The following is a 25793-nucleotide window of genomic DNA, read 5'->3' on the forward strand; positions in this document are numbered from 1 at the left end:
TCCGCCCCGCCGTCCGCAGGCCCGGGAGCCGCTCAGCCGGCCAGCGGGTCGAGCACCATCGGCTCGATCTTGCCCTCCAGCATGGCGCCCAGGCCCAGCACGGCGCACACGTCCGGCCGCTCCGCGATGTGCACCGGCATGCCGGTCGCCTGCCGCAGCATCGTGTCCAGGCCGGGCAGCAGCGCGCTGCCGCCGACCATCATGATCCCGCGGTCGGCGAGGTCGGCGACCAGATCGGGCGGGCAGTCCCGCAGCACCTTGCCGATGCCGTCGAGGACCGCGGTCAGCGGGGTCTGGATGGCGTCCCGGACGGCGGCGGTGTCCACGTGCACGGACCGCGCGAGGCCGGTGGCGACGTCCCGCCCGTGGATCTCCGTGGAGGCCGGGCCCTGCGGGGTGAGCCCGTTGCCGGACAGGGCGAGCTGGAGCGGGCGTACGGACTGGCTCGGCAGCACCAGTTCGTGCCGCTGGCGCAGGTGCTGGACGATCGCGTGGTCCACCGCCTCGCCGCCGACGGGGATGCGCTCGGCGGTCACGATGGAGCCCAGGGACAGCACCGCGACCTGGGTGGCGGCGGCACCGCACACCATGATCATGCTGGCCTCGGGCCGCTCCACGGGCAGTCCGCAGCCGACGGCGGCGGCGATGAGGGTGTCGACCAGTTCGACGCGGCGCGCCCCCAGACCGACGAGCGTCTCGATGGCGGCCCGCTGGGCGAGCGGATCGGCGTCGTGCGGGGTGCAGGCCGCGGCGCGCAGCCGGGGCTTGCGGCGCAGGGCGCGGCGCATCTTGTCGCCGAGCAGGTGCCGCAGCATGCGCTGCGCCATCTCGATGTCGACGACCGAGCCGCCGGAGACCGGGCGGACGACGCGGATGTAGCCGGGGGTGCGGCCCGTCATCTTCTCCGCGAACTCGCCGACCGCGATGAGCGCGCCGGTCCTGGTGTTGACGGCGGCGGCGGACGGCTGGTCCACGACGAGCCCGGCGCCCTTGACGTACACCCGCGTCCGCGCCGCTCCGAGGTCGACGGCGAAGTGGCAGCGGCGCAGCTGCTCCAGACTGGCGGTCATGGCGGTTCCTCCCGAGAGCACAGACCGTGGGCCCCCGGGCGGGGGACCTCCTACGCATCGTCAGGGGACGCGGGCGGACGCGCCTTTCGGAGGGGGCCGGGCGGGGGGCCGCTGAATGGGGGGTCCTGCGGACGGGCGGATCACCTGCCGTACGACACCGCGTCGACCAGGTCCGACAGGAGGCGCACGGCCGCCTGACAGCCCCGCTCGCGCAGCCGGTCCTCGTCGGGGAGGTTGTCCGTCACGGCGAGGAACGGCAGGTCCAGGGCCTGGGCGGCGGCCAGTTCGGCGGGGGAGGAGCCGATCACCACGGGGTTGCGGGGCGCGCTGCGGAACGAACCGAGCGCCCGCCGCAGACAGTCCGGGTCCGGCATGAGCAGGGCGGTGTCCCGGCTCCGGCCGTGGACGTTGCGCACCGAACCGCTCAGCGAGTGCACCTGCAGGTGGCGGAGCACCGCGCGCCGCGACACGTCGGTGACCACCGCGAAGTCCTGCGCGAAACGGGACGCGGCCAGGGCGACCACGAGGGAGGTGGCGTTGTGGTTCTGCGCGGAGTGCTCCGCGGCGCGCAGTTCCAGCCGGTCGAGGCGGTCGCGCAGGCGTGGGGCGAGCCGGGGGTCGTGGGCGTAGGCGCGCAGCACGTCGAGCGGGGGGGGGGTGTTGTCCGGGGACGGGGTCAGGGGGCGGCCGTCGAGGGCGTCGGCCGGGTCGCGGTTCTCGGTCACCAGGGACAGCAGTTCGAGGGCGGCGCTGCGGGCGGCGGACCGTGAGAACAGCCGGGTCAGCGGCCCGTCGAAGCCGAGCAGCACCGCGTCCGCGTCCTTGAGCAGGTCGGCCGGGGTGGGCGCGCGGGGCGGTGCCGGGCGGGGCGGGCCCTCCGGGGCGTCCCGGGGGGCGAGCCGTACGGAGCAGGACACGGCCAGCCCCGGCACCGGCCAGTCGCGCAGTCCGTCCTGGACGGCCCGCTGGGCGGCGCCGACTCGCCGGACGGTGTGGCGGCGGGTCAGGCGGGACGCCACCTGGGTCAGGTGGTTGAGCAGGAGGGTCAGGACGTCGGCCGTGTCGCTCCGGACGAACGCCACGGGGTCGTCCACGTGCCAGGACAGCTTGACGGAGGCCGCGAAGAAGCCGTGGCGGAAGGCGGGCAGGGACACGGTGCGGGTGGCGTGCCGCGGGGTGAGGTCCACCTCGTAGTAGTGCGTCGGCCGGCCGTCCGGCCGGAGAAGTGAATGCCGGCCGTCGGCGGTGGCCGGCACGATGGCCGTGCGGCCGGGCACCGGCCCGGGCAGCGCGGTGGTGGGCCGGAGCGGGAGCGGGCCGCGCACCAGGTCCCGTGCGGGCTCCGCGGCCGGGTGCGGGATGTCGAGGGTGTGGTACCAGGCGGACGGCGACGCGTCCGGCCCGGTCCTCAGCGGCTCGAAGGCGCCCGCGTACTCGGGCCGTCGAGCGGTGAACTCCTCGTGCAGCGGCGGCGCGATCACCACGGCGTCCGACTCGATCCGGTCCAGGGCCGACCGCAAGCCGGGGGGTTCGGCCTGTTGGCCGTCACTTGCGAACCACGCGGTGTCCCAGAACGTCGTCCGCACCCGGGGCCGGGGCTCCAGCCCGGAGACGAAGAAGCGCAACGAGGGCAGGGTTTCCGCGAGGACGCTGTGCACGTCGGTCCCCGGCTCGGTGAGGACGACGTGGCCGTTGGCGCGGGTGAGCATCTCGTACTGGTGCGGGGCGAGGCCACCGCGTGCGAGCAGCCCGCTCAGGTACGAGCCGAGTTGGTCACGGGTCGTGTCGGTGAGGTGGTCGGCCTCCAGGACGATCGTGGGGCGGGCCGCTCGTGAGGCGTGCGGTGCGTCGCTCCCGCGCCGCGCCCGTGCGTGCAGGCGGCGGAACTCCTCGTGGTCCGGGTGGTCCCGCAGCAGGGCCGTCAGGTCCTCCGTGGCGCGCCCGAAGTCGCCGAGGGCGATGTCGAGTTCGGCGCGCGTCGCGCACAGCGTGAGGCGCAGGGCGCGCAGCCGGGCCCGGGCGGTCGCGGCGGCGGGGCCGGGGACGCCGTCGAGGGGGTCGCCGTGGAAGAGGTCCAGGGCCTGCTGGATCCGGGCGCGCCGGGCGGGCGGTTCCGGTTCCCGGCCGCGGGCGGGCAGGAGGTCCTCGCAGTGGATCACGTCGATGAAGGCGTCGGGTACGTGCAGGGCGAGGCCGTAGGACGGGGTGGCGAGGACGCCGGGGCCGAGGAGGCGGCGCAGTTCCGCCACCAGGCCGGAGACGCGGGCGGCGGCCTCGGCGGGCGGGGGCGGCGTCGGCCACAGGCCGCGTACCAGCTCGGCGTGGAGGACGGGGCGGCCGTGCCGGAGCAGCAGCATGCACAGCAGGGCCTGGGCCTCCGGGGACGGAAGTTCCAGGGGCTCCTGGTACCGGCTGACGCGGAGCGGACCGAGCAGGGTGAACCGCAGCCGGTCGCGGTCCGGGGTGCGGGCGGGCTCGGGAAGCCGGCCGTCGGCGAGCAGTTCCAGCAGGCGCCGGTGCGGGGCCGCGTGGTCTCCCAACTCGTGCAGCAGCGAGCGGAATGCGTCGGCGTCGCTCCTGTCCGGGCGGTCGCCCAGCGCGAACCGGCTGATCATCGCGGTGCCGTCCGGGCACAGCAGCAGTCCGGCCCGGTCCCGCTGTCCCCATGCCAGCCCGTGGGCGTGCAGGGTGCGCAGCCCGGCGGTGACGTGGTGCACGAGGCGCTCGAACACCGGGTACGGCAGCGGGCCGTTGCCCTGCCACAGTTCCGTCAGGGTCACGCCGTCCACGAACCGGGCGACCAGATACGGCGTTTCGCCGTCGACGCCGTAGTCCAGTACCGGCACCAGGTGCGGATCCCGGATGCCGGCCAGCACCTCGGCCTCCCGCAGGAAGCCCTCGCGCGGCGCCGCCCGCTCCGGGTAGCGGTGCACCACGACGGTACGGCCGGTCTCCTCGTCCACGGCCCTCCAGACCCGCCGCCCCTGCCCGCGCTGCCCGACCAGCCGGTACCGTCCGCCGACCAGCCGGCCCGGCTCGTCCGCGCCCAGTCGCCGTACCGTCTCCTCGCTGACCGTCGCGATGGCCGCGTCCCCGCCGTCGGACGGGCGCCGGCGGGCCTCCGCGCGGAAGTCGCCCGCGGCGAGGCCCGCCCGCTCGTCGATCAGGCCGCCGACGCGGGCCAGGAACTCACGGGTGCGGCCGCGTGCCGTGCGCGGCAGGGAGCGGTGCAGCAGGTCGCGTACGCCGGGGCGGAAGGCGTAACTGCCGGGCGGGCCGGGGACGGCCGTGAGCATGCCGCTGAGGATGATCTCGGCCAGGTGCTGCGGGCGCGGGTCGCGCAGCAGGACGTGCTGGACCAGGCGCATCACGGGCAGCGCCGGAACGGCCAGGGACAGATGACCGGCGAGCCGGAACGCCTCCGGGGACGCCGTCCCCCGGAACCGCAGCACCAGTTCCTCGGGGCCCAGCGCGGCGATGTCGCGGGCGGTCTCGGCCGGCGGCACCGGAGCGGGCGGCAGCCAGGCCGCCGCGCCGGGGGTGCGGCCGCCGCCGGGGTCGCCGAGCAGCGCCGCCCAGTGGGCCAGCCAGGACGGCCCCGGTGCCAGCACCGGCACCGGTACGGCGGACGGCGGCGGGGGCGCGGCGTCCGGGTCGTACGGGGCGAAGGCGAGCGCGGCCGAGGGGGCCGCCGCGGCCGGGGGCGTGAGCAGGCCGGGCTCGGCGGGCAGGGCCGTGGTGTGCCACAGGTGTTCCGGCAGGGGCTGCACGACGGCCACCGGCATACGGGCGGACCAGCGGCGCAGGGTGCGGTACCAGCGGTCGCCCGCCGGGCCCGGCCGCCACTGCGGGCCCATGCAGTCGCTGACGACGAGCGTGACCGTCCGCCCGTCGGCCGGGTCGGGGACCTGCCGGACCCGGCCGTCGGGGCCGGCGGGGTGCAGGGTGATCGTGCGGAAGATGCCCGACTGGGCGAGGACGGTGTGCAGTTCGCGGACCAGCGGGCGCCAGACGGGCATGGTGGGGCCGGTGTCGTGGACCAGGTTCAGGCGCAGCCAGCGGTCCGGGGCCGGGCGCAGCACCGGCAGCCAGGCGTCGGGGTGCGCGCCGAGGCGGGCGATCCGGTCGGCGGTGGCGTGCTCGTCGAGGACCCGGGCGTGCGGGGAGGGCACCTTGCGTTTGAGCGGACGCAGGGCCCGTTGCAGGGCGAGCGGGTGGTGCAGCATCGGCGGCGCGGGCGCGAGCAGCGGCGTGCCGTCGCCGCCGGCGGCCTGGCCGGGCCGGGGCGCGGGCAGGTGCAGCGGGACCCGGCCGTCGGACGGCGGTTCCGGGCGGGGCGGTCGAGGGCCCCGAGGTACGTCGGCGGGGGCGGCCGGGGGAGGGCCGCCGTGCGGAGTGGACGCGGGCGGGGCGGCGGGGCGACCGGGTCCGGCGTCGCTGTCGCCGTCCCCCTCGGCCCCCAACTGGCCTGCCAGCCACAGCACTTCGGCCAGCTCGCGCGGTGTGGGCCCGGCGTCCCCGGCCGCGTCCCCGCGCACGGCGCCCAGCACGGCCCGCAACCGGCCGACGGCATCCGCCGCACTGGCGCCGGGCTCCCGGGCCTTGCCTCGGCTGTTGTCCCGGGGCTCGCCCTGGCTGTCGTGCCGTGCTTCGTCGCGGGCCTTGCCCTGGCCGTCGTCGCGGGCCTTGCCCTGGCCGTCGTCGCGGGCCTTGCCCTGGGCGACGGCATCCGCCTCACCGGCCCCGGGCTCCCGGCCCTCGCCCCGGCTGTCGTCCCGGGTCTCGTCCCGGGCCTTGCCGCGAACCTTGCCCTGGGCGACGGCGCCCGCCGCACCGGCCCCGGGCTCCCGGCCCTCGCCCCGGCCGTCGTTGCCGCCCTCGCCCCGGCCGTCGTCGCGGGCCCCGTCACCGCCCTCCGCGGCGCCCGGCGACGCCCCGCCGGTCCGGGGCTCGTCCGTCGGGTCGTGGTCTCGTGGTTGCCGACCCGCAGGGTCAGAAGCCATCGTCGTCCGCCCCCGCGCTGAGGTACGGCATCAGCTGTTCGGCCAGTTCGTCCTGGGACGTGGCGTCCAGCCCGGCGACGCCCGTGAGGTAGATGGCGTTGAGGAGTTGGTCGGTGGCGAGTTCGCCGCTGGTCGCGCGGGTGAGGAAGCCGTTGATCAGGGACTCGGCCCGCGCGTCGGCGCCGCCGAAGTGGGCGCGGACGATGTCGGTGAGCTGCGCCCGGTCCGGCCGGCGCAGCTTGAGGCGGACGCAACGGCGCAGGAAGGCGGGCGGGAACTCGCGTTCGCCGTTGCTGGTGAGGACGACGAAGGGGAAGGCGCGGCAGCGCACCCGGCCCCGGTGCACGGTGACCGGGGCGTCGGTGCCGTCGGCGAGCACCTGGGCCGCGCCGTCGGCCGAGTGGCGGGCGGCACGCACCAGTTCGGGGATCTCGTACTGGCCCTCCTCCAGGATGTTCAGCAGGTCGTTCGGCAGGTCCAGGTCGCTCTTGTCGATCTCGTCGACGAGCAGCGCGCGGGGCCGCTCGTACGGCAGGAGCGCCGTGCCGAGCGGGCCCAGCCGCAGATGGTCCTCGACGCCGCCGCCGGGCGGGCGGTGCCCGTCGCCCGCGTCGGCGGGGCCGGTCTTGCGGGCCGCGTAGAGGCGGGACAGCGGGTCGTACTGGTAGAGGCCGTCGGCCAGGGTGCTGCGGCTGGTGATGTTCCAGCGCAGCACCGGCCCGAGCCGCAGCTCGCGCGCGACCGCGTACGCCAGTGAGGACTTGCCCGTGCCGGGCGGGCCGGTCACCAGCAGCGGGCGGCGCAGGCACAGCGCCGCGTTGACCAGCCGCACGCTCTCCGGGGTGGCCACGTAGCTCTGCGCGCGGTGCACCCGGTCCGGGGAGACGGCCGACTCGTCGTCCGTGTCGTCGGGGTGGCGCAGCGCGGGGCCGCCGTCGAACGCCCGCCACGGCGGCGGCGCGGGCAGCTCGGCGATGCCGTCGTGCGGCTCGCTCGTGCCGGTGTAGACGGACCAGTTCGGCATGGACGGGTTCTCCGGTCTGCGTGGGGCGGGGCGGGGGCGGGGGCGGGTCAGGCGACGGGTGACTGGGCGTGGACGGCTCGCTCGTGCCGGTCGGTGAAGCAGCGCGGGTCGTCCCACAGCAGCTGGATGTCCCGCGCCCAGTGGCCGTCCTCCGCGTCGGCCTCCTCCCGCAGGGCGAGGACGGCGCGCGGGAGTTCGGCGGGCGGCACCGCGCCGACGTGCGCGTCGAGGGCGTCCAGGAACGCGGTGCCGGTGCAGTCGTGGTCGCCGCCCTGCGGACCGTCCCCGGCGCCGCACCCGGCGCGGGACCACAGGATGACCGGCGCGGGCGCGGTGACCAGCGCGTCGAAGTGCGGGCGGGCCCGCGCGGTGTGCGGGGCCGCCGCGAAGCCGGCGAGGCCGTCCGAGCGGCGCAGCATCAGCCGCAGCTTCTTGGGGTCCTCGGGACAGCCGCACTCGACGCGGTGCACACGCGCGCCGGTACGGGCGTCGAGCCGCTGCCACGCCCGGGTCAGCACATGCCGGGCACCGCCCTTGCGGCGGGCGTGGTCGGTGACGACGACCGGATACGCGCAGCCGAGCGGGGTGGGGTCGTCGGGGGCGCTCTCCCAGCGGTCGACGGGCCAGTCGAGCCAGTCGCGGGGCAGCGCGAACGTCACCAACTCGTCGGTGCCGGGCGTGAGATACCGGGCCGCGGCGTCGATGCGGTCCTGCACGTGGGCGCGCAGCCGGGCCTGCGGGACGGTGTCCGCGCCGACCGGGTACCGGCGCCCGCCGCTGTACGCCGACACCTCGACGCGCACCAGGTCCTGCCCGGCGCCGCTCGGCCCCAGCTCCACGAGGATCGGCGACCAGTCGGGCGCGGCGGACGGCGCGGGCGCGCACAGCAGTGCCTCCAGCCGGTCGGCGAACCGGGCGACGGTGGCGGCGCCGCGCGGGCCGTCCAGCTCGCTCAGCACGAACAGGGCGGCCGACCGGAGCGAGTCGAAGCCGTCCTCGGGCGCCGGCGGGTCGAACGGGTCGGCGGCGGCGGTGTAGAGGGCCTCCGGTTCGCAGTCCAGTCCGGCCCGCACCGCCTTCTCGACGAGGTCCCGCAGCCTGGCCCGGTCGGCGGGCCCGGGGCCGGGGGCGAGGCCGGTGCCGGGGGCGAGGCTCTCCGGGCCGGGTCGGCGGGGGGCAGTGGCGGGCACGAGGCTCTCCAGGCCCGGCCAGTAGCGGGCCATGATCTCGGTGGGCATCATCCGCCCGTTGCGCACGCCCTTGGCGCCGGCCGCCGCCGTGACCATGCCGACGACCTCGCCGGTGTCCGTCAGGGTGACGGCGGCGCCGCTGAAGCCGCGCGCCAGCGGCTGGCCCTCGGCCCGCCACGCCTCCAGCTGGATCCACTCGCCCTTGATCAGCTGGGGCCCGGTGGTGCGGTACTCGGCGAGCGTGCCCTCGTCGAAGCCGGACGGGAAGCCGTAGACGACGAGCTTGCGGGGCGGTTCGCCGTGCGCCGCGCGGGCGGGCGCCAGCGCGGCCGGGGTGATGGCGACCTCGCGTTCCAGCTCCAGTACGGCGAGATCGCCGAGGTCGGTGGTGCCGCCGGACCAGCCGCCGTGCACGGCGACCCGCGCGGCGACCGGGGGCAGACCGGGGCGCTCCGTGAACGTCACGGTCAGCGGCGCGCGTTCACCGTCCTGGACGACATGCGCGCAGGTCAGCACCTTGGTGGGGGTGACGAGGAAGCCTGCCCCGGCCACCCTGCCCCCGCACTCGATCCGGGCGTGCCAGGCAGCACTGCTCATGAGTGCCCGGCGGTCTCCGGACCCGGCTCGGGCCGCGCGGATGGCGCGGGTGGCGCGGTGTCGGCGACGGGACCGGGCTGCGCCTGCCGCGCCTGTCCCGGCAGGTCCGGCACGGCACCGCGCTGCCCCGGTACGGCCGCGGCGTCGGCCTGTTGCTGTCCCGCTGACCGGTCGGCCTGTTGCTGTCCCGGCGTCCGGTCGGCCTGTTGCTGTCCGGGCGTCCAGGACAGCCGGACCACGAGGTGACCCTCCGCCGTCCCCTTCGCGATGACCGCGCCGGCCTCCGTGGCCATCTTCACGCCGAACTCGATCTCCACACCGTCGGGCCGCAGCGTCCCGTCGCGGAACACCCGCAGCGCCGACTCGGCCGCCGCGCGGACGCCGTCCAGAGCGCGTTCGAAGGTGCGGGTCGCCTGGACCGGTCCGTCGCCGCGGGCGACGAGGCGGGCGCCGGCGTCCCCGTCGGCGGCCTCCACGACCACCACGGCGCCGTCCTCCGTCTTGAACTCGACCAACCCGTCCACCGCGCCGCTCGCTCCCCGTCGTCCCCGGTCACCGACCGCCCCATTGTGCGGGACACGCCTCGGCCGTGTCCCGGATTCGGACGGCGAACGGCGAGAACGGACACCCGCCGCCCGTCCCGGTCAGGGCAGGCGCCGGATCACGCCCAGTTCCGTCAGGTCCTGGGGACGGAGGCGGAGTTCGTCGGCGGTGGCGGGTGCCTCCTCCGGCGGGCGCTTCAGGATCGCCGCCGCCGGCTCGGGTGCGATGACCGAGAAGTAGCTGTCCGGCGTGGCCCACGTGCGGCCGGGCGCGGCCAGTGCCAGCGCGCCGCCCGAGCCGCCCTCGCCGATCACCAGCGTGGTGACCGGCGTCCGCGCGGCGGCCACCGCGCCGAACAGGTCCGCGATCGCGGGGCCCACGCCCTGCCGCTCGGCGTCCGCGTCGTTGGCGGCGCCCGGTGTGTCCACCAGCGTCAGCACCGGGATGCCGAGCCGGTCCGCGAGCCGGATCAGCCGGGCCGCCGTGCGGTATCCGGCCGGGCGGGTCGCCGTCCCGGTCTGCGCGGCGTACGCGACCGTACGGCCCTCGTGCTCGCCGAAGCCGCACAGCATCCCGTCGGGATCGGTGCCGCCGCAGCGGTCGCCGCTGATCGCGACGCGGCGCGTGAAGTAGGCGTCCAGGTAGGCCCCCGCGCGCGGCCGGTGCGGGGAGCGGGCCCGCCGTACGGCGTCCCAGCCGGTGGCCGGCAGGTCGGTCGCGCCGAGCGGCCGGGGCGGCGGCGCGGGGTCGGCGGACGGCGAGGTCAGCAGCCGCAGCCACAGCGCCAGCGTCTCCCGCAGCTTTCCGGGTGCCACGACCGCGTCCGCCGAACCCGCCGCGACCTGCGCCTCGGCCGTGTACGCCGCCGGGTCCGCGTCCGGCGGCCGGACCCGCGAGCCCGCGAAGCCGACCTGGGCGCCGGGCAGCGCGAGGGTCACGTCCGCGCCCGCGCCCAGCGTGGCCCAGCCGCCCCCGGTCGTCGGGTCCCGCACCACCGCGAGCTGCGCCAGGCCCGCCTCCCTGGTCAGCGCGGACTGGCGGGCGGCGCGCTGGAGTTGGGTCAGCGCGAGCATGCCCTCCTGCATGCGGCTGCCGCCGGTGGCGACGAGCGGCACGACGGGCAGCCGGTGCTCGCGCGCGTGCGTGTACGCCGCCTCCAGGCGGTCGCCGGTGCGTTCGCCGAGCGAGCCGCCGAGGAAGCCGAACTCGAACGCGATCAGCACGGCCCGGGTGCCGCCGACGTGCCCGGTGCCGCACACCACGGACTCCTCCTCGCCGGTGCGTTCGGCGGCGCGGGCGCGGGCGGCGTCGTAGCCCTGCCAGCCGAGCGGGCCGCCGGGCGGCGACTCCCGCGCGGGGTGGGGGAGTTCGGTGAAGTCGTCGGTGAGAAGGGCGAGCGTGGCGCGGGCGGAGGGCCGGTCAGCCATGGCCGAGCGCCCGCTTCATGATCTTCCCCATGTCGTTGCGGGGCAGCACGTCGACGTGGTGGAGGACCCGGGGCCGCTTGTGCGGTGCGAGCCGCCGCGCCACGTGCTCCGCCAACTCCCGCAGCTGCGGCGGGGACTGGGGGTCGGCCGGCACGATCCACGCGACGATGCGCTCGCCCAGGTCCGGGTCGGGCTCCCCGGTGACGGCCGCCTCCCGCACGCCCGGGTGCTCCAGCAGCGCGTTCTCGATCTCCCCGGCGCCGATCTTGTAACCGCCGCTCTTGATCAGGTCGGTGGCCTTCCGGCCGACGATGCGGACGTAGCCGTCGGGGTCGCGCACCGCCATGTCGCCGGTGCGGAACCAGCCGTCCGCCGTGAACGCCGCGGCCGTCGCGTCCGGCCGGTTCAGGTACTCCGTGAACAGGTTCGGGCCGCGCACCTGGATCTCGCCGACGGTCTCCCCGTCGTACGCCGCGATCTCCGTGCCGTTCTCCTCCACGAGCCGCAGCTCGACGCCCGGCAGCGGCACGCCGACCGTGCCGGCCCGCGGTTCGCCGTCCGCGCGGACGCTGGTGTTCATCAGCGTCTCCGTCATGCCGTACCGCTCGATCACCCGGCGGCCCGTCGCCGCCGTGATCCGCTCGTGGTCGTGCACGGGCAGCGCGGCCGAACCGGACACCAGCAGCCGGGCCCCGCCCAGCGCCTCGGCCAGCTCCGGGTCGTCCGGCAGGGTCTGCGCGATGCGGTGGTACATCGTCGGCACCCCGAACAGCATGGTGGCGCCGGACCCCAGCTCCTCGGCGACCCCGGCCGTGCTGAACCGCCCGAGGTGCCGCACCGTGCCGCCGCGCCGCAGCGGCCCGAGGACGCCCAGCACCAGCCCGTGCACGTGGAACAGCGGCAGCCCGTGCACCAGCACGTCGTCCCCGGTCCACTGCCAGGCGTCGGCGAGCGCGTCCAGGGTGGCCGCGATCGCCCGGCGCGGGATGACGGCGCCCTTGGGCGGGCCGGTCGTGCCGGACGTGTAGACCACGAGCGCCGGGTCGCTCCCGGCGGCGCGCTCCTCGGGCACCGCGCCGGCGGCCCGCCCGTCGGCATCGACGTCCACGCGCTCCAGGCCGCCCAGCGCGGCGGGCAGTTCGTCGCCCGGGGCGGCCAGCACCAGGGAGGGGGCGCTGTCGGACAGGATGTGACCGAGCTCCTTCCCGCCCGACTTCGGGTTGAGCGGCACGGCGGGCACCCCGGCGAGCAGCGCCGCGACCACCGCGACGCCGGTCTCCAGCACGGGGGTCGCCCACACCGCGACCCGCCCCGCCCCGCCGATCCGCCCGGTGAGCGCACCGGCGGCGGCGCCGAGCTCCCCGTACGTCAGGGACCGCTGTCCGAACCGGAGGGCGGTCCGGTCGGGCGGGCCGTCGGTCAGGGCCGGGAAGAGAGTGGACACGCGTCGGACTCCTTGGCTGCCGTGGACCGGTTGTCGCCGGGCCGGGTGCGGGCCTCGTCCGCGGGCCTGCCCGGCGTCGGGCTCGACCATAGATCAGGCGGGGCGCCCCGGGCGGGGTTGTTAGCCTGCCGTTCGGTCGCCCGTTCGCCCGCCGAGGAGGAGCCCGTCGTGCCCCGCATCGCTCTCGCCACCTGCCGTCCCGGACCCGAGGTGAGCGCCGACCCGGACCTTCCGGTGCTGGTGGAGGCCCTGCGGGAGGCCGGGGCGCGGGCGTCGGCCGAGGTGTGGGACGACCCCGGTGTGGACTGGGGCGCCTTCGATCTCGTCGTCATACGGTCCACCTGGGACTACAGCTGGCGCGCCGCCGAGTTCACGGCGTGGGCCGACGCCTGCGGGAAGGCCACCCGGCTGCGGAACCCGGCCGACGTGGTCCGCTGGAACACCGACAAGCGCTACCTCGGGGAGCTGGCCGCGGCCGGGGTGCCCGTCGTGCCCACCCGGTACGTCGCGCCCGGCGACCCGCTCGACCTGCCCCGCGACCACGAGTACGTCGTCAAGCCCACCTCCGGGGCCGGCGCCCGGTTCGCCGCGCGGTACGGGCCCGGGGACCACGACACGGCCGCCGCGCACGTCGCGCGGATGCACGCCGAGGGCTTCACGGCGATGGTCCAGCCGTACGTGACGAGCATCGACACCGACGGCGAGCGTGCCCTGCAGTTCCTCGACGGACGGCTGCTGCACGCCGGCCGCAAGGGCGCCGTCCTCGCGCCCGGCACGCCTTACGACCGGAAGAAGACCGCCCACCCGGGCCTTGAGGTGTGGACCCCGACCCCGGCCGAACTCGCGGTCGCCGAGCGCGCCCTGGCCGCCGTACCGGGCCGGCCCGAGCTGCTGTACGCCCGCGTCGACCTCGTGACCGGCCGGGACGGCGCGCCGGTCGTGATGGAGCTGGAGCTCGTGGAGCCGAACCTCTTCCTGTCGCTGCACACCGCGTCCCTGCCGCGCGTGGTGGCGGCGGTGCTCACGGCCGCTCGCCGCTGACCGCCGTCCGCTGCAGCAGACCCCAGGTGAACTCGGCGGCCACCTCGTGCCGCACGCCCCGGCGGTCCGGCGCCGCGAAGGCCAGGCCCCAGCGGGTGGGCGCCGAGCCCTGCAGGGGGCGGGCCGGGGAGAAGGCGCGGGCCGCCTCGTCGATCGTGCACGACCAGGGCGTGAGGTCCTCCAGGGTGCGCAGCTCGGGCGGCTCGGCGCCGGGCGCGCGGACCAGCCACTCGTTCCAGACCACGCCGTTCGGGGCGAGCAGCACCTCGAAACGCAGGTCCGGCCAGAGCGGCAGCCGCCACAGCCGGGCCTCGCAGTCCAGGTCACCGACCCGGCGCCGCTCCACCGCCCCGGGCTCGCCCAGCACCGAGCGGTACCGGCTCGCGGCCGAGCGGGAACGCGGGGAGCGGACCATGGCCTGCCACCGCCGGTTGGCCTCCCGCAGGTCCGTGATCGAGGCGCCCAGCGCGTGCCGGGCGTCCTCCACCAGATCCGGGTTGTGGTCGGCCATGCGGCGCAGCAGCACCAGCTGGAAGTCGAGCGGCGTGAACGGACCGGCGGAGCCGGCGGGACGCTTTCCGGAGGACATACGCCCCATCGTCGCCCACCGGGCCGCCGGGGCGTCGGCCGTCCGGCGGGAACATTGCCGGGGTTGACGTCCCCGCCGCCCGACAGCTGAGCCGGCTGACGCCCGCCCGGCCTCACCCCGCCCCGGCGGGCTCCTTGGCCGAGACCCGGCGGGGCGCCGGGCGGTCGAGGTGGACCACCACCGTGGTGTAGAAGCGCTGCACGGCGTCGTCGACGCTGCGGATGAAGCCGGACTCGGCGTTGCCTCGGCTGCTGCCCATGCCCTTGAAGAGGGACAGACGGAAGCCGGTGATCCGTACGCTGCCGTCCTTCGGCAGCAGGTCCGCCGGTTCCGGTCGGAGCCGTTCCAGGGTGCCCCGCGGGCCGCCCGTCTCGGCGTCGACCAGCGTTTCGACGTGCAGGTCGGCCGGAGCCTCGGCGAGCCGTCGCACCAGGCGTTTGGCCCAGGTCAGGGGGTAGCCCTGGTCCGGTGCCGGAATCTCCACGGAAGTCCGCAGCTTGCCGGTGCGCAGGTCGGCGGTGATGGCGAGCAGACCGGGCGCGTCGTCGATGCGCAGCTCGGCGTGCAGCCTGCCGTCGAGGCACAGCTGGTCGGCCAGCCCGGCCCGGCGGGCGTCCGGATCGGTGCCGCGCCGGGTGCGCTGGACCGGCAGCACCTTCTGTCCCAGCTCGCCGCCCAGCCGCAGGCACACCTGCCGGACCAGGCGCTCCCAGCTCTCGACCACCTGGAGGGCCCGGGGGTCGCCCTGGCAGAGCGTCTCGTCGTCGATGCCGTTGCGGACCGGCACCCAGGCCGGGCCCATGTTCTGGAAGCCGTGGCAGCCGGAGTTCTCGTGCTGGAGGTAGTGCAGCAGCTCCTGGAGCAGCCACGCGTGTGCCGCGTTGCCCACGCCCTCGTGACGGATCAACAGCTGTGCCTGATGGGTGACTTCGGCCCACGACAGGTGCCACAGGGCCACTTTGTGCTTGCGCCTGCCGTCGACTTTGACGTCGACGAGCGGACTGCCCTCCAGCTCGACGTCGTTGGAGAGCGTGATCACCGCCTCGTAGCCGCGCCGGGCGGCGATGTCCATGTACGCCTGGACCTGCTCGGACTTGAGGGAGTTGCCGTTGGTCTTGGTCTCCACCAGCGCCGTCCACAGCTTGCCCGCCCGCTCCACCCGGATCACGCCGTCGGGACGCCGCGGGGAGTCGCCGTGCGGCAGGGTGACCTCGGTGAACGTCTCCATGCGGCCGGCCGGTGCGCCGAACGGCGCCGTCAGCCTGCGGCCGAACTCGGGCACCTGCGCCATCACCGACAGCAGCACCGACGTGGCACGTGTCTCGCGGTCACGGTCGCTCTTGAGCACGGTGACCGGGAACAGCCGGGCGTCGCGCCACGACTCGTTCTCCGCCAGGGACTTCCTGGTGACCTTCGGCAGGGTCACCTTCTTCTTCGCGGTGCGCGGTCGCGCGGCCGGCTTCCTGGCCGGCGCCTCCTCGGCGGGCGGCCGGGGCGAGGGCACGGCTCCCAGCGTCGCCGGGGGCTGCGCGGCCTCGCCCGTACCGGCGGGCGTGACGTCCGCAGGTGCCCGGCCGTCCGTGGGGCCCTCGGCCTCCGTGCCGTCTGTGGTCGCCGCGTCGTCGTCGATGTCGACACCGAAGTCCGTGGCCAGACCGGCCAGCCCTGTGCCGTAGCCCTGGCCGACGGCGCGGAACTTCCATTCCTCCCCGCGCCGGTACAGCTCGCCGAAGATGATCGCGCTCACCGAGTCGGCGTCGTCGATGACGAACCGGAGGAGGGCCTCTCCCGCCGCGTCCGCCAGGGTGGCCCGCACGTTCTCCAGCTCGCCGAAGTGGCCGTCGTACCGGCTGGCGGCCACCACGATCCGGTCGACCTCAGCAGGCACCGCGGTCAGGTCGAAGCTGATCTGGTCCTCGCTGCCGTCCGCCGTGGGCTTCTTGCCGAGCAGTTGCACGCTGCCGTCGGCGGCGACCGGATTGTTGTAGAAGAAGAAGTCCCTGTCGCTGCGCACCTTGCCGTCGGCGTCCAGCAGGAGCACCGACACGTCCGCGTCGCCCTCACCGGTCTGGCTGGCCCACTCCAGACTGACGATCACCGAACCCGTGCTCTCGCTCAGCGACGACAGCGCGACGTTCGCTCCCTTGACCATTTCCTGCACAAAGCCCCCCAAAAAACAACCAGCTCAAGGCATACGGATGCCCGCCCCGGATCGTCTGCCGTGCGACGGATGTGACGTGTCACACGTGGAGGACTGTAATGCTCGACGCGTGCCGGTGTACGCCATGTCCGGAATCGGTGAACATCCGGTGTGGGCCCGTTGGCCGGGGTGCTCGGGGAGTCTCGTGGCGGGCGGTGATGTGGGTCTGCCCATTGCCCGGCAAAACGCGGTATGACTAGCCTGTGTTCGTCATGCCGATCGCCTGTTGAAATTTCGAACGCAGGCGCCTGAGACTAAGTAGGGAGGGGCCGGTCGTGGGACGACTCGTACCAGCCGTGACCCGGGCTCTCGACATACTCGAGCTCTTCCTCGACGGGGACGGGACGCTGTCCGCACCCGACATCGTGCGCAGGCTCCAGTTGCCCCGCACCACCGTGCACGAGCTGGTCACCACGCTCGCCGCCCGGAAGTACATCGTCCCGGTCCAGGGACAGCCCGGACGGTACCGGCTCGGCGTACGCCCGTACCAGCTCGGCGCCCGCTACTCCGAGCAGCTCGACCTCGCCGCCGAGGGGCAGCAGGTCGCCCGGACCGTCGCCGAGACCTGCGACGAGACCGTGCACGTGGCGATCCTGGAGGACACCGACGTCATCTACATCGCCAAGGTCGACTCCACGCACGCCGTGCGCATGGTGTCCGCGGCCGGGCGCAGGCTGCCCGCCCACTGCACCTCCGTCGGCAAGATGCTGCTGGCCTCCCTTCCCGAGCGGGAGCTCGCCGCGCGCATCCCGGACGATGCCGAACTCGCCGGGATGACGCCCAACAGCATCACCGATCCGGCCGTGCTGCGCGAGACCCTCGCGGAGATCCGGGAGCGCGGCGTCGCGGTGGAGAGCCGGGAGTCCAACCCGGACGTCTCCTGCGTCGCCGCGCCCGTGCGCGACCGCACCGGGCAGGTCGTCGCCGCGCTGTCCATCTCGGTGCCGATGATCCGCTGGAGCGAGGACCGCCTCGCCGAGCTGGAGGAGCTCGCCGTCAAGGGCGCCGCCGACCTGTCGGAGCGGCTCGGCCACCGGAGCGTGGCATGAGCGGCTACGAGGTGGCGGTGCGGGCCGAGGCCGCGCTCGGCGAGGGGCCCACGTGGGACGCGGCGGCCGGGCGGCTGCTGTGGATCGACATCCTCGGCTCCCGCGTGCACGGCTACGACCCGGTCTCCGGGCGGCGCACGGTCCGTACGACGGAACAGCACGTCGGTGCCGTCAAGCCCCGCGCGGGCGGCGGGCTGGTGCTCAACCTCCGGGACGGCATCGGGCTCCTGGACCCCGACGACTCCTTCCGCTGGCTGCACCGCGAGGTCGTCCCCGGCCGCCGCGCCAACGACGCCGCCGTGGCGCCCGACGGGGCGCTGTGGGCCGGGACCATGCGGTACGACGAGGCGCCGGGCGGCGGCACGCTGTCCCGTGTCACCGGTGACGGCACGGTCGAGGTCGTCCTGCCCGACGTGGCCGTCAGCAACGGCACCGGGTGGAGCCCCGACGGGCGGCGGATGTACTACATCGACTCGCCCACGCGGCGCGTCGACGTCTTCGACCACGACGCGGGGCGGGTGACCGGCCGGCGTCCGCTCGCCGTGATCGAGGACGGCGCCGGCTTCCCCGACGGGCTCACCGTCGATGCCGACGGATGTGTGTGGGTCGCCCTGTGGGACGGCGGAGCGGTACGCCGCTACACGCCGGACGGTGTGCTGGACCGGGTGATCGAGCTGCCGGTGCCGCGCGTGACCGCCTGCGCCTTCGGCGGCGCCGGCCTGACCGACCTGTACATCACGACGGCCCGCGTCGGCCTGGACTCACCCCCGCCGCTGGCGGGCTCGCTGCTGGTGGTGCCGGGCGCCGGGCAGGGGCTGCCGCAACCGGCGTTCGCCGGCTGAGCCGGTCGTCCCGCCTACGTCAGGCCCGCCGCCTTGCGCTCCTCCGCCGTCAGCGGGGGTCCCGTCAGCCGGGGCTTCAGGGGGCCCACCGCCGCCGCCAGCAGCGTGCCCGGGGTCAGCAGCGTCTCCGCCCGGCGCTCCAGCGACGTCACGTCGGTGACGCGCCGGGCGATGCGGCCGTTGCCGGTGGCCGTGAGCATGAGGCGGTCGACGTAGGCGGCGACGCGGCGGTCGCGCAGGGTGGGGCCGTTCTCCGTCGCGCCGGGATAGAACACGTCCTGGCCGATGGCGAGGTCCCAAGCCGCGGCGACCGGGCGGGCCACCGCCTTCTGGACGCGCCGGGCCAGACCCGGGGCGGCCCGGCCGTGCCGGCGTGTCACGTCGCGCAGGGCCAGCGCGCACTGGGCGGCGACCGCGAGTCCGTGGCCGTAGACCGGGTTGAACGCGGCGAGCGCGTCGCCGAGGACGGTGAAGTTCTCCGGCCAGGCCGGCATGCGCTCGTAGAAGGTGCGCCGGTTCACCGTGGAGCGGGTGAAGGAGACGCCGGAGAGGGGTTCGGCGCGCTCCAGCAGGTCGCCGATGACCGGGTGCCGCAGCCGGTCGCGGGCGAAGGGGAGGAACTCGTCGTCGCGGCCGGAGGGTTCGCCGCCGCGCGTGCCGGAGAGGGTGACGATCCAGCGGCCGTCCTCGATGGGCAGCAGGAAGCCCGCCCGGCCGGGGCCGCCCCCGCGCGGGTCGGGCTGCACGTTGACGACCGGGAACCCGTCCCGGGCGTTCTCCGGCGCGAGGTACAGGCGGCTGGCGTAGGCGAGCCCCGAGTCGACCACACGGTGCCTCGGCTCGGGCAGTCCGAGACGGGTGAGCCACCGCGACGCCTGTGAGCCGCGCCCCGACGCGTCGACGACCAGGCCGGCCGCGAGCGTGTGCTCGGTGCCGCCGCTGTCGCGGACGCGAACGCCCGTGACGGCGGCGGCCGTTCCCGTCAGGCCCAGCGCCTCCGTGCCGGACAGCAGCTCCACCCGGTCGTCGGCGAGGACCCGCGCGCGGATCGTGGCGTCCAGCAGGTCGCGTCCGGCCAGGATCACGTGGTGCGACTCGGGCCAGCGCCGGAACCAGCCCCGCGCCGACAGGGCGACCACGTCCGTGGTGACCGGCAGCCGGCGCGCCCCGGCGTCCCGCAGCTCGGCCGTGACGCCCGGCAGCAGCGCCTCGACGGCGCGGGCGCCGCCCGACCACAGCATGTGGGCGTGCCGCGCCTGGGGCAGTCCCTTGCGGGGGCCGGGCACGGCGGGCAGCACGTCGCGCTCGACGATCACGACGCGGTCGGCGAACCCGGCCAGCGCGCTCGCGGCGAGCATGCCGGTGTGGGACCCGCCCAGGACGACCGCGGTTCTGACGGGGTCGGGACGGTCGCTGCGGGGACGTTCACTCATGCGCGCGCACGCTCTCTGCCGGTGCGGTCGCGCGGGTGCGTACCGCCTCGATGTCGTCGGGATGGCGAAGGGCCCGGGACACGTCCTGGATCTCCCGCAGCAGGTACGTCGTGTCCGGGCCGGACGGGGAGCCCGCGGCGTCGGTGTCCGGGGCCCGCTCCCGGGCGGCGGCGGCGTCCAGGATGGTCACCGCGGCGGCGAGGGCGCGGGCCCGTGCCGGGTCGTGGCCGAGGGCGAGGGCGGCCTCGTGGGCCCGGTCGCGCAGGTCCTCGTCGAGGTACCGGGACAGCTGGAGGAGCCCGTCGCGGATGAACGTCTCGCGGCGGATCAGGCGGAGCTGGGCGGTGGCGCGCAGGGCGTACGGTTCGCGCCGGCCGGTGACGGTCCGCATCAGCCGGTACAGCGGCCGCAGTTGCCGGTGCCCGAGCCGGACCCGCCAGTGCTCCTGGAGGTACTGGCCGGCGTGCGGGATGATGAAGCCGATCGCGACGAGGGTGGCGGAGACGCAGGCGGCCGACGGTGCCACGTAGGTGCTCAGCCAGTCCAGGTCCCGGCCGGCCCACCGGGCGACGACGGCGGTGAGCTTGGACGCGTCGAAGATCAGGTTCGAGGCGTAGCCGACGCCCAGGAACCGCAGGCCCGCGCGCAGCCAGGCGTCGAGCCCGTCGGTGCGGATCCAGTTCCAGATGAGCCGGGCGGTGATGGCGCAGGCCACGGTGTGCGCGGTCAGGTAGAGCAGGATCTGCTCGCGCATGAACGGCGTGGTGGCGTAGTAGGTGTCCAGGTCGCGGAGCCGTTCGACGGGCGCGTCGGCGAGCCAGAACAGGACCCACAGGGTGACGACCACCCCGGCGTAGACGGACACCACCCAGCGGGTCGCGCGCTGCGTCTGGTCCGAGCGGTCGTCGAGGCCGTTGCGCCAGGCGATGATCAGCAGCAGCCAGGACGCGCTGAGCACGGTCAGCAGGGAGTACACCCAGGGCGCCGAGATGTTGGGCACGCCGGTGACGCGGTTGGTCCAGGCGATGGTGCCGGGCGCGGCGAAGACGAACACGGCGCAGCCGAACAGCAGCAGGCCGCCGACGGCGCGCAGCAGCGGGTCGCGCCACATCTTGACGATGCTGGGCAGTTTGAGCGCCAGGGCGGCGCCGAGCACGAGGGTCGGGAGCCAGAAGGAGATCGACAACCCGCTGAGCCACTCGGCGGGGCCCGCAGCCAGCCGCGCCGCGTCGGCGCCGAGTCGGGCCGGTTGCGCGACCAACTCCGCGGCAAGGGACGGGAGTTGAACCGGTTCCGCCGCCAGGCGCGCCGTGTCCGCCGCCGGGCCGACCGTGGCGCCCGCCGGTTCGAGGACGTCCGTCACCGCGCCGTACCTCCGCGTCCGCGGTAGCCGAGGGACCGCTGGACCGGGCCGAGGGCCGGGCCGCCGCCCTCGCCCGGCAGGAACGGCCGCAGTGCCGCCGCCAGCCGGTGCCCGAAGTCGTCGGCCTCCGCCTCGTCCGTCTCGCGCGAGCCGTTGCGCGCCGCGACGGTCAGGGCGCGGTCGTGCCAGTCGGGGGCGCCGGCGAGGGCGCGGGCGGCGGCCGTGCCGACGGCGTGGTGGTGGCCGTGGCCGGCGTGCAGGTGCCACAGCTCGTGGCCGAGGATGACCAGCTGCTGGAGGGCCTCGGCGCGTTCCTCCACGATGACCAGGTCGAAGTCCTGGAACTCCACCCAGAGCCCGGTCACCTCGATCTCGTCCGGGAAGCGTTCGAACCGCAGCTCCACGCGCCGCCCGCCGCGCCGCGCGCTCATCTCCTCGCACAGCGCCAGGCACAGGTCCCGTACGCCCGCCGGGGCCCGGGGTCCGGAGCGGATCGCGTCGGCCAGGTCGGACGCCAGGTCGCGCATGGCGGAGCCGCGTTTCGGGCGCCGCGGCGCCGAGACGACCCGGGACGCCCTCCGCAGCGCGCCCGCGAACACCATCGCACTCCCTTCTCGCCGCCCGGCGGCAGCCTGTTCGGAGACTACGCGGACGGAACTGTCCGCGTCATGTCATCCGACAGGCGGTGCACTGCGTGCCACCGGCCGTGCCGTCGTCCCTGGCCCGCGGGCTTTCTGAAAGTTTTGCCGGACCCATTGACGCGCCCGCCCAACGAACCTACGGTCCCGTTCGAAGTTACGAGCGTCATTCGAAATACCGAACAACGTACCTCCGTGGCACATTCGAACAGTAAGGGCAGGGCATGGGACGACCTGGCCTGAGTCGCAGGCACCTTCTCGCCGGAACAGCCGGGCTGACCGTCGCCGGAAGCTTCGGCTTCGCGGCGGTCGGCACCGGGGCGGACGCGCTCGCCTCCGGTGCGGACACCCGGGTGCGCTACTGGAACCTCTTCAGTGGCGGCGACGGCTACAACATGATCGCGATGCTGGACGCCTTCCGTAAGGAAAACCCCGGCATCGACGTGAAGGACTCCACCCTCCAGTGGGGCAACCCCTTCTACACCAAGCTCGCCATGGCGGCCGCGGGCAACCGCGCACCCGATCTCGGCGTCATGCACCTGGGCCGGGTCACCGGCTTCTCGCCCGGCCGGCTCCTGGACCCCTGGGACGTCGGCCTGCTCGCCAAGTACGGCGTACGGGAGGCCGACTTCAACCCGGAGCTGTGGAAGCGCGCCGTCATCGACGGCAAGCTCTACGCCCTGCCGCTCGACATCCACGTACAGCTCTGCTTCTACCGCAAGGACGTGCTGGGGAAGGCCGGGCTGCTCGGCGACGACGGCAGAATGGTCCAAGTCACCTCCACCAATGAGTGGTTCGACGTCCTGAAGAAGGCGAAGAAGGCCACGAAGCGGGGCCTGCAGACCATCGGCCTGTGGACCAACGACCAGAACTTCCAGTGGTGGTTCTTCGTCGCCTTCTACACCCAGCTCGGCGGCACCTGGTTCAACGCCGCCAACACGGAGGTCACCTTCGACACCGACAAGGCGACACAGGTGCTGGAGTTCCTGCGGCAGCACGTCACCGACGGGTACACCATCCCGGGCGCGCCCACCGGCGAGCAGTTCGTCAACGGCGCCCCCTTCACCTGGGAGGGCAACTGGTCGGTGCCGGTCTTCTCCGGCGCGAAACTCGACTACGGCGCCACCCCGCTGCCGCCCGTCTTCGGCGAACAGGCCACCCACGCCGAGTCGCACGCCTTCGTCCTGCCCCACCAGGCCGACCGCGGCGGCCCCGCCAACGAGGGCGCCCACCGGCTCGCGGCCTACGTCGTGCAGAACGCCCGCGCCTGGGCCGCCGGCGGACACATCCCCGCCCACACGCCCACCCTGACCACGCCCGAGTACCGGGAGCTCGCCCCGCAGAACGAGTACGTGAGCGCCATGGACCACCAGGCCAACGAGCCCAAGGTGTGGTTCGCGGGCTCCACCGGTGTCCTCGCCCAGGACCTCGGACCGGTCGTCGTCTCCTCGACGACGGGCTCCGCCCGGCCGGCCGCCGTCGCGCAGCGCATGAAGGCCCGGCTGACCGCGCTCCTCGCCTCGAAGAACCCGATGGACGGCAGAACAGCCGCGCAGGGAGGTACCGTCGCATGACGACCAGTGCCGAGACCGTCGTCGCCCCGGCCAGTACCCGGACCGCCACGGCCACCGCGACCGTCCGCCGCAAGCAGGGCTTCCAGCACGGGGGCTGGTTCGTCGCCCCGTTCCTCGCGATCTTCGCGCTGTTCGTGATCTGGCCGCTGCTGCGCGGCGTCTACCTCAGCTTCACGAACGCCAACGTCTCCGGCGACGGCACCGCCTTCGTCGGCCTCGACAACTACCGCGAGGCGTTCAACGACACCGCGATGTGGGACGCGCTCGGACACAGCGCGTACTTCACCGTCCTCGTCGTCCCCTGCATCACCGTCCTCGCCTTCCTCCTCGCGATGCTCGCGCACAACATCGAGCGCGGGAAGTGGCTGTGGCGGCTGTGCTTCTTCGCACCGTTCCTGCTGCCGTCGACCGTCGCGGCCAACATGTGGCAGTGGCTGTTCACCCAGGGCATCGGCCTGTTCAACGAGACCCTCGGGATCGAGACGCCCTGGCTGACCGACAAGTCGTACGCGATGCTCGCCATCGTCATCACCACCCTGTGGTGGACGGTCGGCTTCAGCTTCCTGCTCTACCTCGCCGCCCTCCAGGGCATCCCCGCCCACCTGTACGAGGCCGCGAAGCTGGACGGCGCCAACGCCTGGCACCGCATGGTGCACATCACCCTGCCGATGCTGCGCAACATCACCGGCCTCGTGATCGCGCTCCAGATCCTCGCCTCGCTCCAGCTGTTCGACCAGGCCGTCGTGATGATGGACTTCGGCCCCGGGCCGGAGCTGAGCACCCGCTCCTTCGTCCAGTACACCCTCGAACAGGGCTTCACCAGCTACCGCGTGGGCTACGCCTCCGCGATGTCCATCATCTTCTTCGTGATCATCGCAGTCGTCGCCCTGGCGCGGATGTGGCTGCTGCGCACCCGTGAGGAGGGCACCCGATGAGCACTGCCCACATCCGGCTCAAGCCCCGCCGTGCCTGGACGCCCGGCCAGATCGTCCTGACGGCGCTCGGCGTCCTCGTCTCCGCCGTCTTCGTGGCGCCGATGGCCGCGGCCCTGCTGACCTCGTTCAAGTCCGAGGCCGAAGCGGCCCAGATCCCGCCGCACTGGCTGCCCGAGGTCTGGACGGGCCAGGCCTGGAAGGCGCTGTTCGAGACCGGCAACATCACCAACTGGTTCGTGAACTCCCTGGTCGTCTCGGTGTGCGTGACGACCGTCGTGCTGGCGGTCAGCGCGCTCGCCGGATACGGCTTCGCCCGCACCGAGTTCCGCGGCAAGAACGTCCTGCTCGGCCTCGTCATGGCCGGCCTGATGGTGTCGCCCGCCGTGCTCGGCGTGCCGCTGTTCACGACCGTCCAGCAGATGGGGATGGTCGACACCTACTGGGGCATGATCCTGCCGCAGTGCGCGCCCGCCGCGATGGTCTACATCCTCTACAAGTTCTTCCAGGGCATCCCGCGCGAACTGGAGGAGGCCGCCTTCATCGACGGCGCGGGCCGCTGGCGGGTCTTCTTCACCATCGTGCTCCCGCTGTCCCGCCCCTCCCTCGCCGCGGTCGGCATCTTCACCTTCATCGCCTCGTGGAACAACTTCCTGTGGCCGTACATGGTGACCAACAACCCCGACCTGATGACCATGCCGAACGGCATCGCGACCGTCATGAACTCCTACGGCATCCAGTGGGCCCAGCTGATGGCCGGCGGCCTGATGGCCGGGCTGCCGCTGATCGTCGTCTTCGTCTTCTTCCAGCGGCAGATCGTGGCGGGCGTCGCCCACACGGGATTGGCGGGACAGTGACCGTGCGCAGAACCCTGACCGCGGTGGCCGCGGCCACCGTCCTGGCCCTGCTGCCGCACACGGCCCAGGCCGCGGAGTCCTACCCCGCCCCCCGCCCGATCACCGGCCAGCAGATCATCCACGACCCGACCGTCATCCGCCTCAAGTCCGGCGGCTACGCGGCCTATTCGACCGGCGGTGTCATCGGCGCCCGCCTGTCGAAGGACGGCAAGCACTGGGACGACGCGGGCAACGCCTTCGCCGAGCCGCCGACGTGGTGGTACGAGTACAACGACACCGGCGACCCGTGGGCGCCCGACCTCTCCTACCGGGACGGCCGCTACTGGCTCTACTACGCCGTCTCCTCCTGGGGCACCAACCACTCCGCGATCGGCGTCGCCACCTCCGCGACCGGCCTGCCCGGCACCTGGACCGACCACGGCAAGGTCTTCTCCTCGCAGACCACGGACCACTGGAACGCCATCGACCCGGCGATCGTCAAGGCCGACGGCAAGCTGTGGATGTCGTTCGGCTCGTACTGGACCGGCATCCGCATGGTCGAACTCGACCCCGCCACCGGCAAGGCCGTCCCCGGCGCCACCGTCCACCACCTGGCCACCCGCCCGGACGCCCCGTACGCCGTCGAGGGCCCGGCGATCGTCAAGCACGGCCGCCACTACTACCTCTTCGCCTCCTACGACGCCTGCTGCTCGGGCGTGAACTCCACGTACAAGATCCGCGTCGGCCGCTCGGCCTCGGTCACGGGCCCGTACGTCGACAGCACCGGCAAGCCGATGCTGGAGGGCGGCGGCGACCTGCTCCTGGAGGGCCACGGCCGCTTCATCGGCACGGGCGGCCAGTCCGTCTTCAGGGACCGGGGCGAGGACTGGCTGGCGTACCACTACTACGACGCGGCGGACGACGGCACACCGAAGCTCGGCCTGAACAGGCTGAGCTGGACAGCAGACGGCCGGCCGAGCGTGCGCTAGGGGCGCGGG

19 protein-coding genes are annotated in these 25793 nt (G+C 74.6%); 7 read left to right on the plus strand and 12 right to left on the minus strand.

All coding sequences use genetic code 11. From position 1 onward, the window contains the following. Positions 1–32 precede the first annotated feature (32 nt). The 7 genes from QC282_RS10795 to QC282_RS10825 form a co-directional block, all read right to left on the minus strand. Positions 33–1070 carry a rod shape-determining protein gene (locus tag QC282_RS10795; RefSeq protein WP_279549032.1) on the minus strand — a complete coding sequence of 346 codons (1038 nt, stop codon included), beginning with the start codon at positions 1068–1070 and terminating at the stop codon, positions 33–35. Positions 1071–1210: 140 nt separating this feature from the next. Further along, entirely contained in the window at positions 1211–6073 is a 4863-nt protein-coding gene (locus QC282_RS10800; RefSeq protein WP_279549033.1) for an SAV_2336 N-terminal domain-related protein, read from the minus strand. Continuing rightward, entirely contained in the window at positions 6063–7097 is a 1035-nt protein-coding gene (locus QC282_RS10805) for a MoxR family ATPase (RefSeq protein ID WP_279549034.1), read from the minus strand. The genes QC282_RS10800 and QC282_RS10805 overlap by 11 nt, the downstream gene beginning before the upstream one ends. A 47-nt stretch (positions 7098–7144) precedes the next feature. Beyond that, positions 7145–8884, minus strand: a complete 1740-nt coding sequence (locus tag QC282_RS10810; protein WP_279549035.1) for a trypsin-like peptidase domain-containing protein — start codon at positions 8882–8884, stop codon at positions 7145–7147. Further along, positions 8881–9408 (minus strand): CU044_2847 family protein, encoded by a 528-nt coding sequence (locus QC282_RS10815; protein WP_279549036.1) that lies wholly within the window; start codon positions 9406–9408, stop codon positions 8881–8883. The genes QC282_RS10810 and QC282_RS10815 overlap by 4 nt, the downstream gene beginning before the upstream one ends. Positions 9409–9528: 120 nt before the next feature. Continuing rightward, positions 9529–10854: a carboxyl transferase domain-containing protein gene (locus tag QC282_RS10820; protein ID WP_279549037.1), complete on the minus strand. Its 1326-nt coding sequence runs from the start codon at positions 10852–10854 to the stop codon at positions 9529–9531. After that, the gene (locus tag QC282_RS10825; RefSeq protein ID WP_279549038.1) at positions 10847–12298 is read right to left on the minus strand and encodes an acyl-CoA synthetase; all 1452 of its coding nucleotides are present in this window, start codon (positions 12296–12298) and stop codon (positions 10847–10849) included. Before QC282_RS10825 ends, QC282_RS10820 begins: the two co-directional genes overlap by 8 nt. Before the next feature lie 168 nt (positions 12299–12466). On the opposite strand from QC282_RS10825, the gene QC282_RS10830 reads away from it, so the two are divergent. Next, the gene (locus QC282_RS10830; protein WP_279549039.1) at positions 12467–13339 is read left to right on the plus strand and encodes a hypothetical protein; all 873 of its coding nucleotides are present in this window, start codon (positions 12467–12469) and stop codon (positions 13337–13339) included. Here the strand turns inward: QC282_RS10830 and QC282_RS10835 are convergent. Then, on the minus strand, positions 13320–13928 hold the full coding sequence (locus tag QC282_RS10835) for a hypothetical protein (protein WP_279549040.1): 609 nt from the start codon (positions 13926–13928) through the stop codon (positions 13320–13322). The genes QC282_RS10830 and QC282_RS10835 overlap by 20 nt on opposite strands. A gap of 112 nt (positions 13929–14040) precedes the next feature. Beyond that, a complete protein-coding gene (locus tag QC282_RS10840) occupies positions 14041–16080 on the minus strand; it encodes a TerD family protein (RefSeq protein WP_279549041.1) in 2040 nt (679 codons plus the stop codon). A gap of 323 nt (positions 16081–16403) precedes the next feature. On the opposite strand from QC282_RS10840, the gene QC282_RS10845 reads away from it, so the two are divergent. Both QC282_RS10845 and QC282_RS10850 read left to right on the plus strand, forming a co-directional pair. After that, positions 16404–17177 carry an IclR family transcriptional regulator gene (locus QC282_RS10845; RefSeq protein ID WP_279549042.1) on the plus strand — a complete coding sequence of 258 codons (774 nt, stop codon included), beginning with the start codon at positions 16404–16406 and terminating at the stop codon, positions 17175–17177. Next, positions 17174–18019: an SMP-30/gluconolactonase/LRE family protein gene (locus QC282_RS10850; protein WP_279549043.1), complete on the plus strand. Its 846-nt coding sequence runs from the start codon at positions 17174–17176 to the stop codon at positions 18017–18019. Before QC282_RS10845 ends, QC282_RS10850 begins: the two co-directional genes overlap by 4 nt. Positions 18020–18033: 14 nt before the next feature. Here the strand turns inward: QC282_RS10850 and QC282_RS10855 are convergent, their stop codons facing one another. From QC282_RS10855 to QC282_RS10865, 3 genes are all read right to left on the minus strand, one after another. Next, a complete protein-coding gene (locus QC282_RS10855) occupies positions 18034–19377 on the minus strand; it encodes a pyridine nucleotide-disulfide oxidoreductase (RefSeq protein ID WP_279549126.1) in 1344 nt (447 codons plus the stop codon). A 67-nt stretch (positions 19378–19444) separates the two neighbouring features. Then, complete coding sequence (locus QC282_RS10860) at positions 19445–20671, minus strand: MAB_1171c family putative transporter (RefSeq protein WP_279549127.1); 1227 nt, start codon at positions 20669–20671, stop codon at positions 19445–19447. 140 nt (positions 20672–20811) lie between these two features. Beyond that, positions 20812–21417 (minus strand): toxin-antitoxin system, toxin component family protein, encoded by a 606-nt coding sequence (locus QC282_RS10865; RefSeq protein ID WP_279549044.1) that lies wholly within the window; start codon positions 21415–21417, stop codon positions 20812–20814. Positions 21418–21677: 260 nt separating this feature from the next. Between QC282_RS10865 and QC282_RS10870 the strand changes: the two genes are divergently transcribed. The 4 genes from QC282_RS10870 to QC282_RS10885 are packed head-to-tail and all read left to right on the plus strand — an operon-like array spanning position 21678 to position 25784. Further along, complete coding sequence (locus QC282_RS10870; protein ID WP_279549045.1) at positions 21678–23027, plus strand: extracellular solute-binding protein; 1350 nt, start codon at positions 21678–21680, stop codon at positions 23025–23027. Next, a complete protein-coding gene (locus QC282_RS10875) occupies positions 23024–23962 on the plus strand; it encodes a sugar ABC transporter permease (protein ID WP_279549046.1) in 939 nt (312 codons plus the stop codon). The genes QC282_RS10870 and QC282_RS10875 overlap by 4 nt, the downstream gene beginning before the upstream one ends. Then, entirely contained in the window at positions 23959–24816 is an 858-nt protein-coding gene (locus QC282_RS10880; protein WP_279549047.1) for a carbohydrate ABC transporter permease, read from the plus strand. Before QC282_RS10875 ends, QC282_RS10880 begins: the two co-directional genes overlap by 4 nt. Then, complete coding sequence (locus QC282_RS10885) at positions 24813–25784, plus strand: arabinan endo-1,5-alpha-L-arabinosidase (RefSeq protein WP_279549048.1); 972 nt, start codon at positions 24813–24815, stop codon at positions 25782–25784. Before QC282_RS10880 ends, QC282_RS10885 begins: the two co-directional genes overlap by 4 nt. The last annotated feature ends 9 nt before the right edge of the window (positions 25785–25793 follow it).

The sequence above is a fragment of the Streptomyces sp. DH24 genome (genome assembly GCF_029813775.1).
GTDB lineage: Bacteria > Actinomycetota > Actinomycetes > Streptomycetales > Streptomycetaceae > Streptomyces.

Excerpts from the sequence above, each read along its gene's own strand:
- QC282_RS10795 (WP_279549032.1), bottom strand. The coding sequence starts at position 1,070 with ATGACCGCCAGTCTGGAGCAGCTGCGCCGCTGCCACTTCGCCGTCGAC.
- QC282_RS10800 (WP_279549033.1), bottom strand. The coding sequence starts at position 6,073 with ATGGCTTCTGACCCTGCGGGTCGGCAACCACGAGACCACGACCCGACG.
- QC282_RS10805 (WP_279549034.1), bottom strand. The coding sequence starts at position 7,097 with ATGCCGAACTGGTCCGTCTACACCGGCACGAGCGAGCCGCACGACGGC.
- QC282_RS10810 (WP_279549035.1), bottom strand. The coding sequence starts at position 8,884 with ATGAGCAGTGCTGCCTGGCACGCCCGGATCGAGTGCGGGGGCAGGGTG.
- QC282_RS10820 (WP_279549037.1), bottom strand. The coding sequence starts at position 10,854 with ATGGCTGACCGGCCCTCCGCCCGCGCCACGCTCGCCCTTCTCACCGAC.
- QC282_RS10835 (WP_279549040.1), bottom strand. The coding sequence starts at position 13,928 with ATGTCCTCCGGAAAGCGTCCCGCCGGCTCCGCCGGTCCGTTCACGCCG.
- QC282_RS10840 (WP_279549041.1), bottom strand. The coding sequence starts at position 16,080 with ATGGTCAAGGGAGCGAACGTCGCGCTGTCGTCGCTGAGCGAGAGCACG.
- QC282_RS10850 (WP_279549043.1), top strand. The coding sequence starts at position 17,174 with ATGAGCGGCTACGAGGTGGCGGTGCGGGCCGAGGCCGCGCTCGGCGAG.
- QC282_RS10855 (WP_279549126.1), bottom strand. The coding sequence starts at position 19,377 with ATGCTCGCCGCGAGCGCGCTGGCCGGGTTCGCCGACCGCGTCGTGATC.
- QC282_RS10865 (WP_279549044.1), bottom strand. The coding sequence starts at position 21,417 with ATGGTGTTCGCGGGCGCGCTGCGGAGGGCGTCCCGGGTCGTCTCGGCG.
- QC282_RS10870 (WP_279549045.1), top strand. The coding sequence starts at position 21,678 with ATGGGACGACCTGGCCTGAGTCGCAGGCACCTTCTCGCCGGAACAGCC.
- QC282_RS10875 (WP_279549046.1), top strand. The coding sequence starts at position 23,024 with ATGACGACCAGTGCCGAGACCGTCGTCGCCCCGGCCAGTACCCGGACC.
- QC282_RS10880 (WP_279549047.1), top strand. The coding sequence starts at position 23,959 with ATGAGCACTGCCCACATCCGGCTCAAGCCCCGCCGTGCCTGGACGCCC.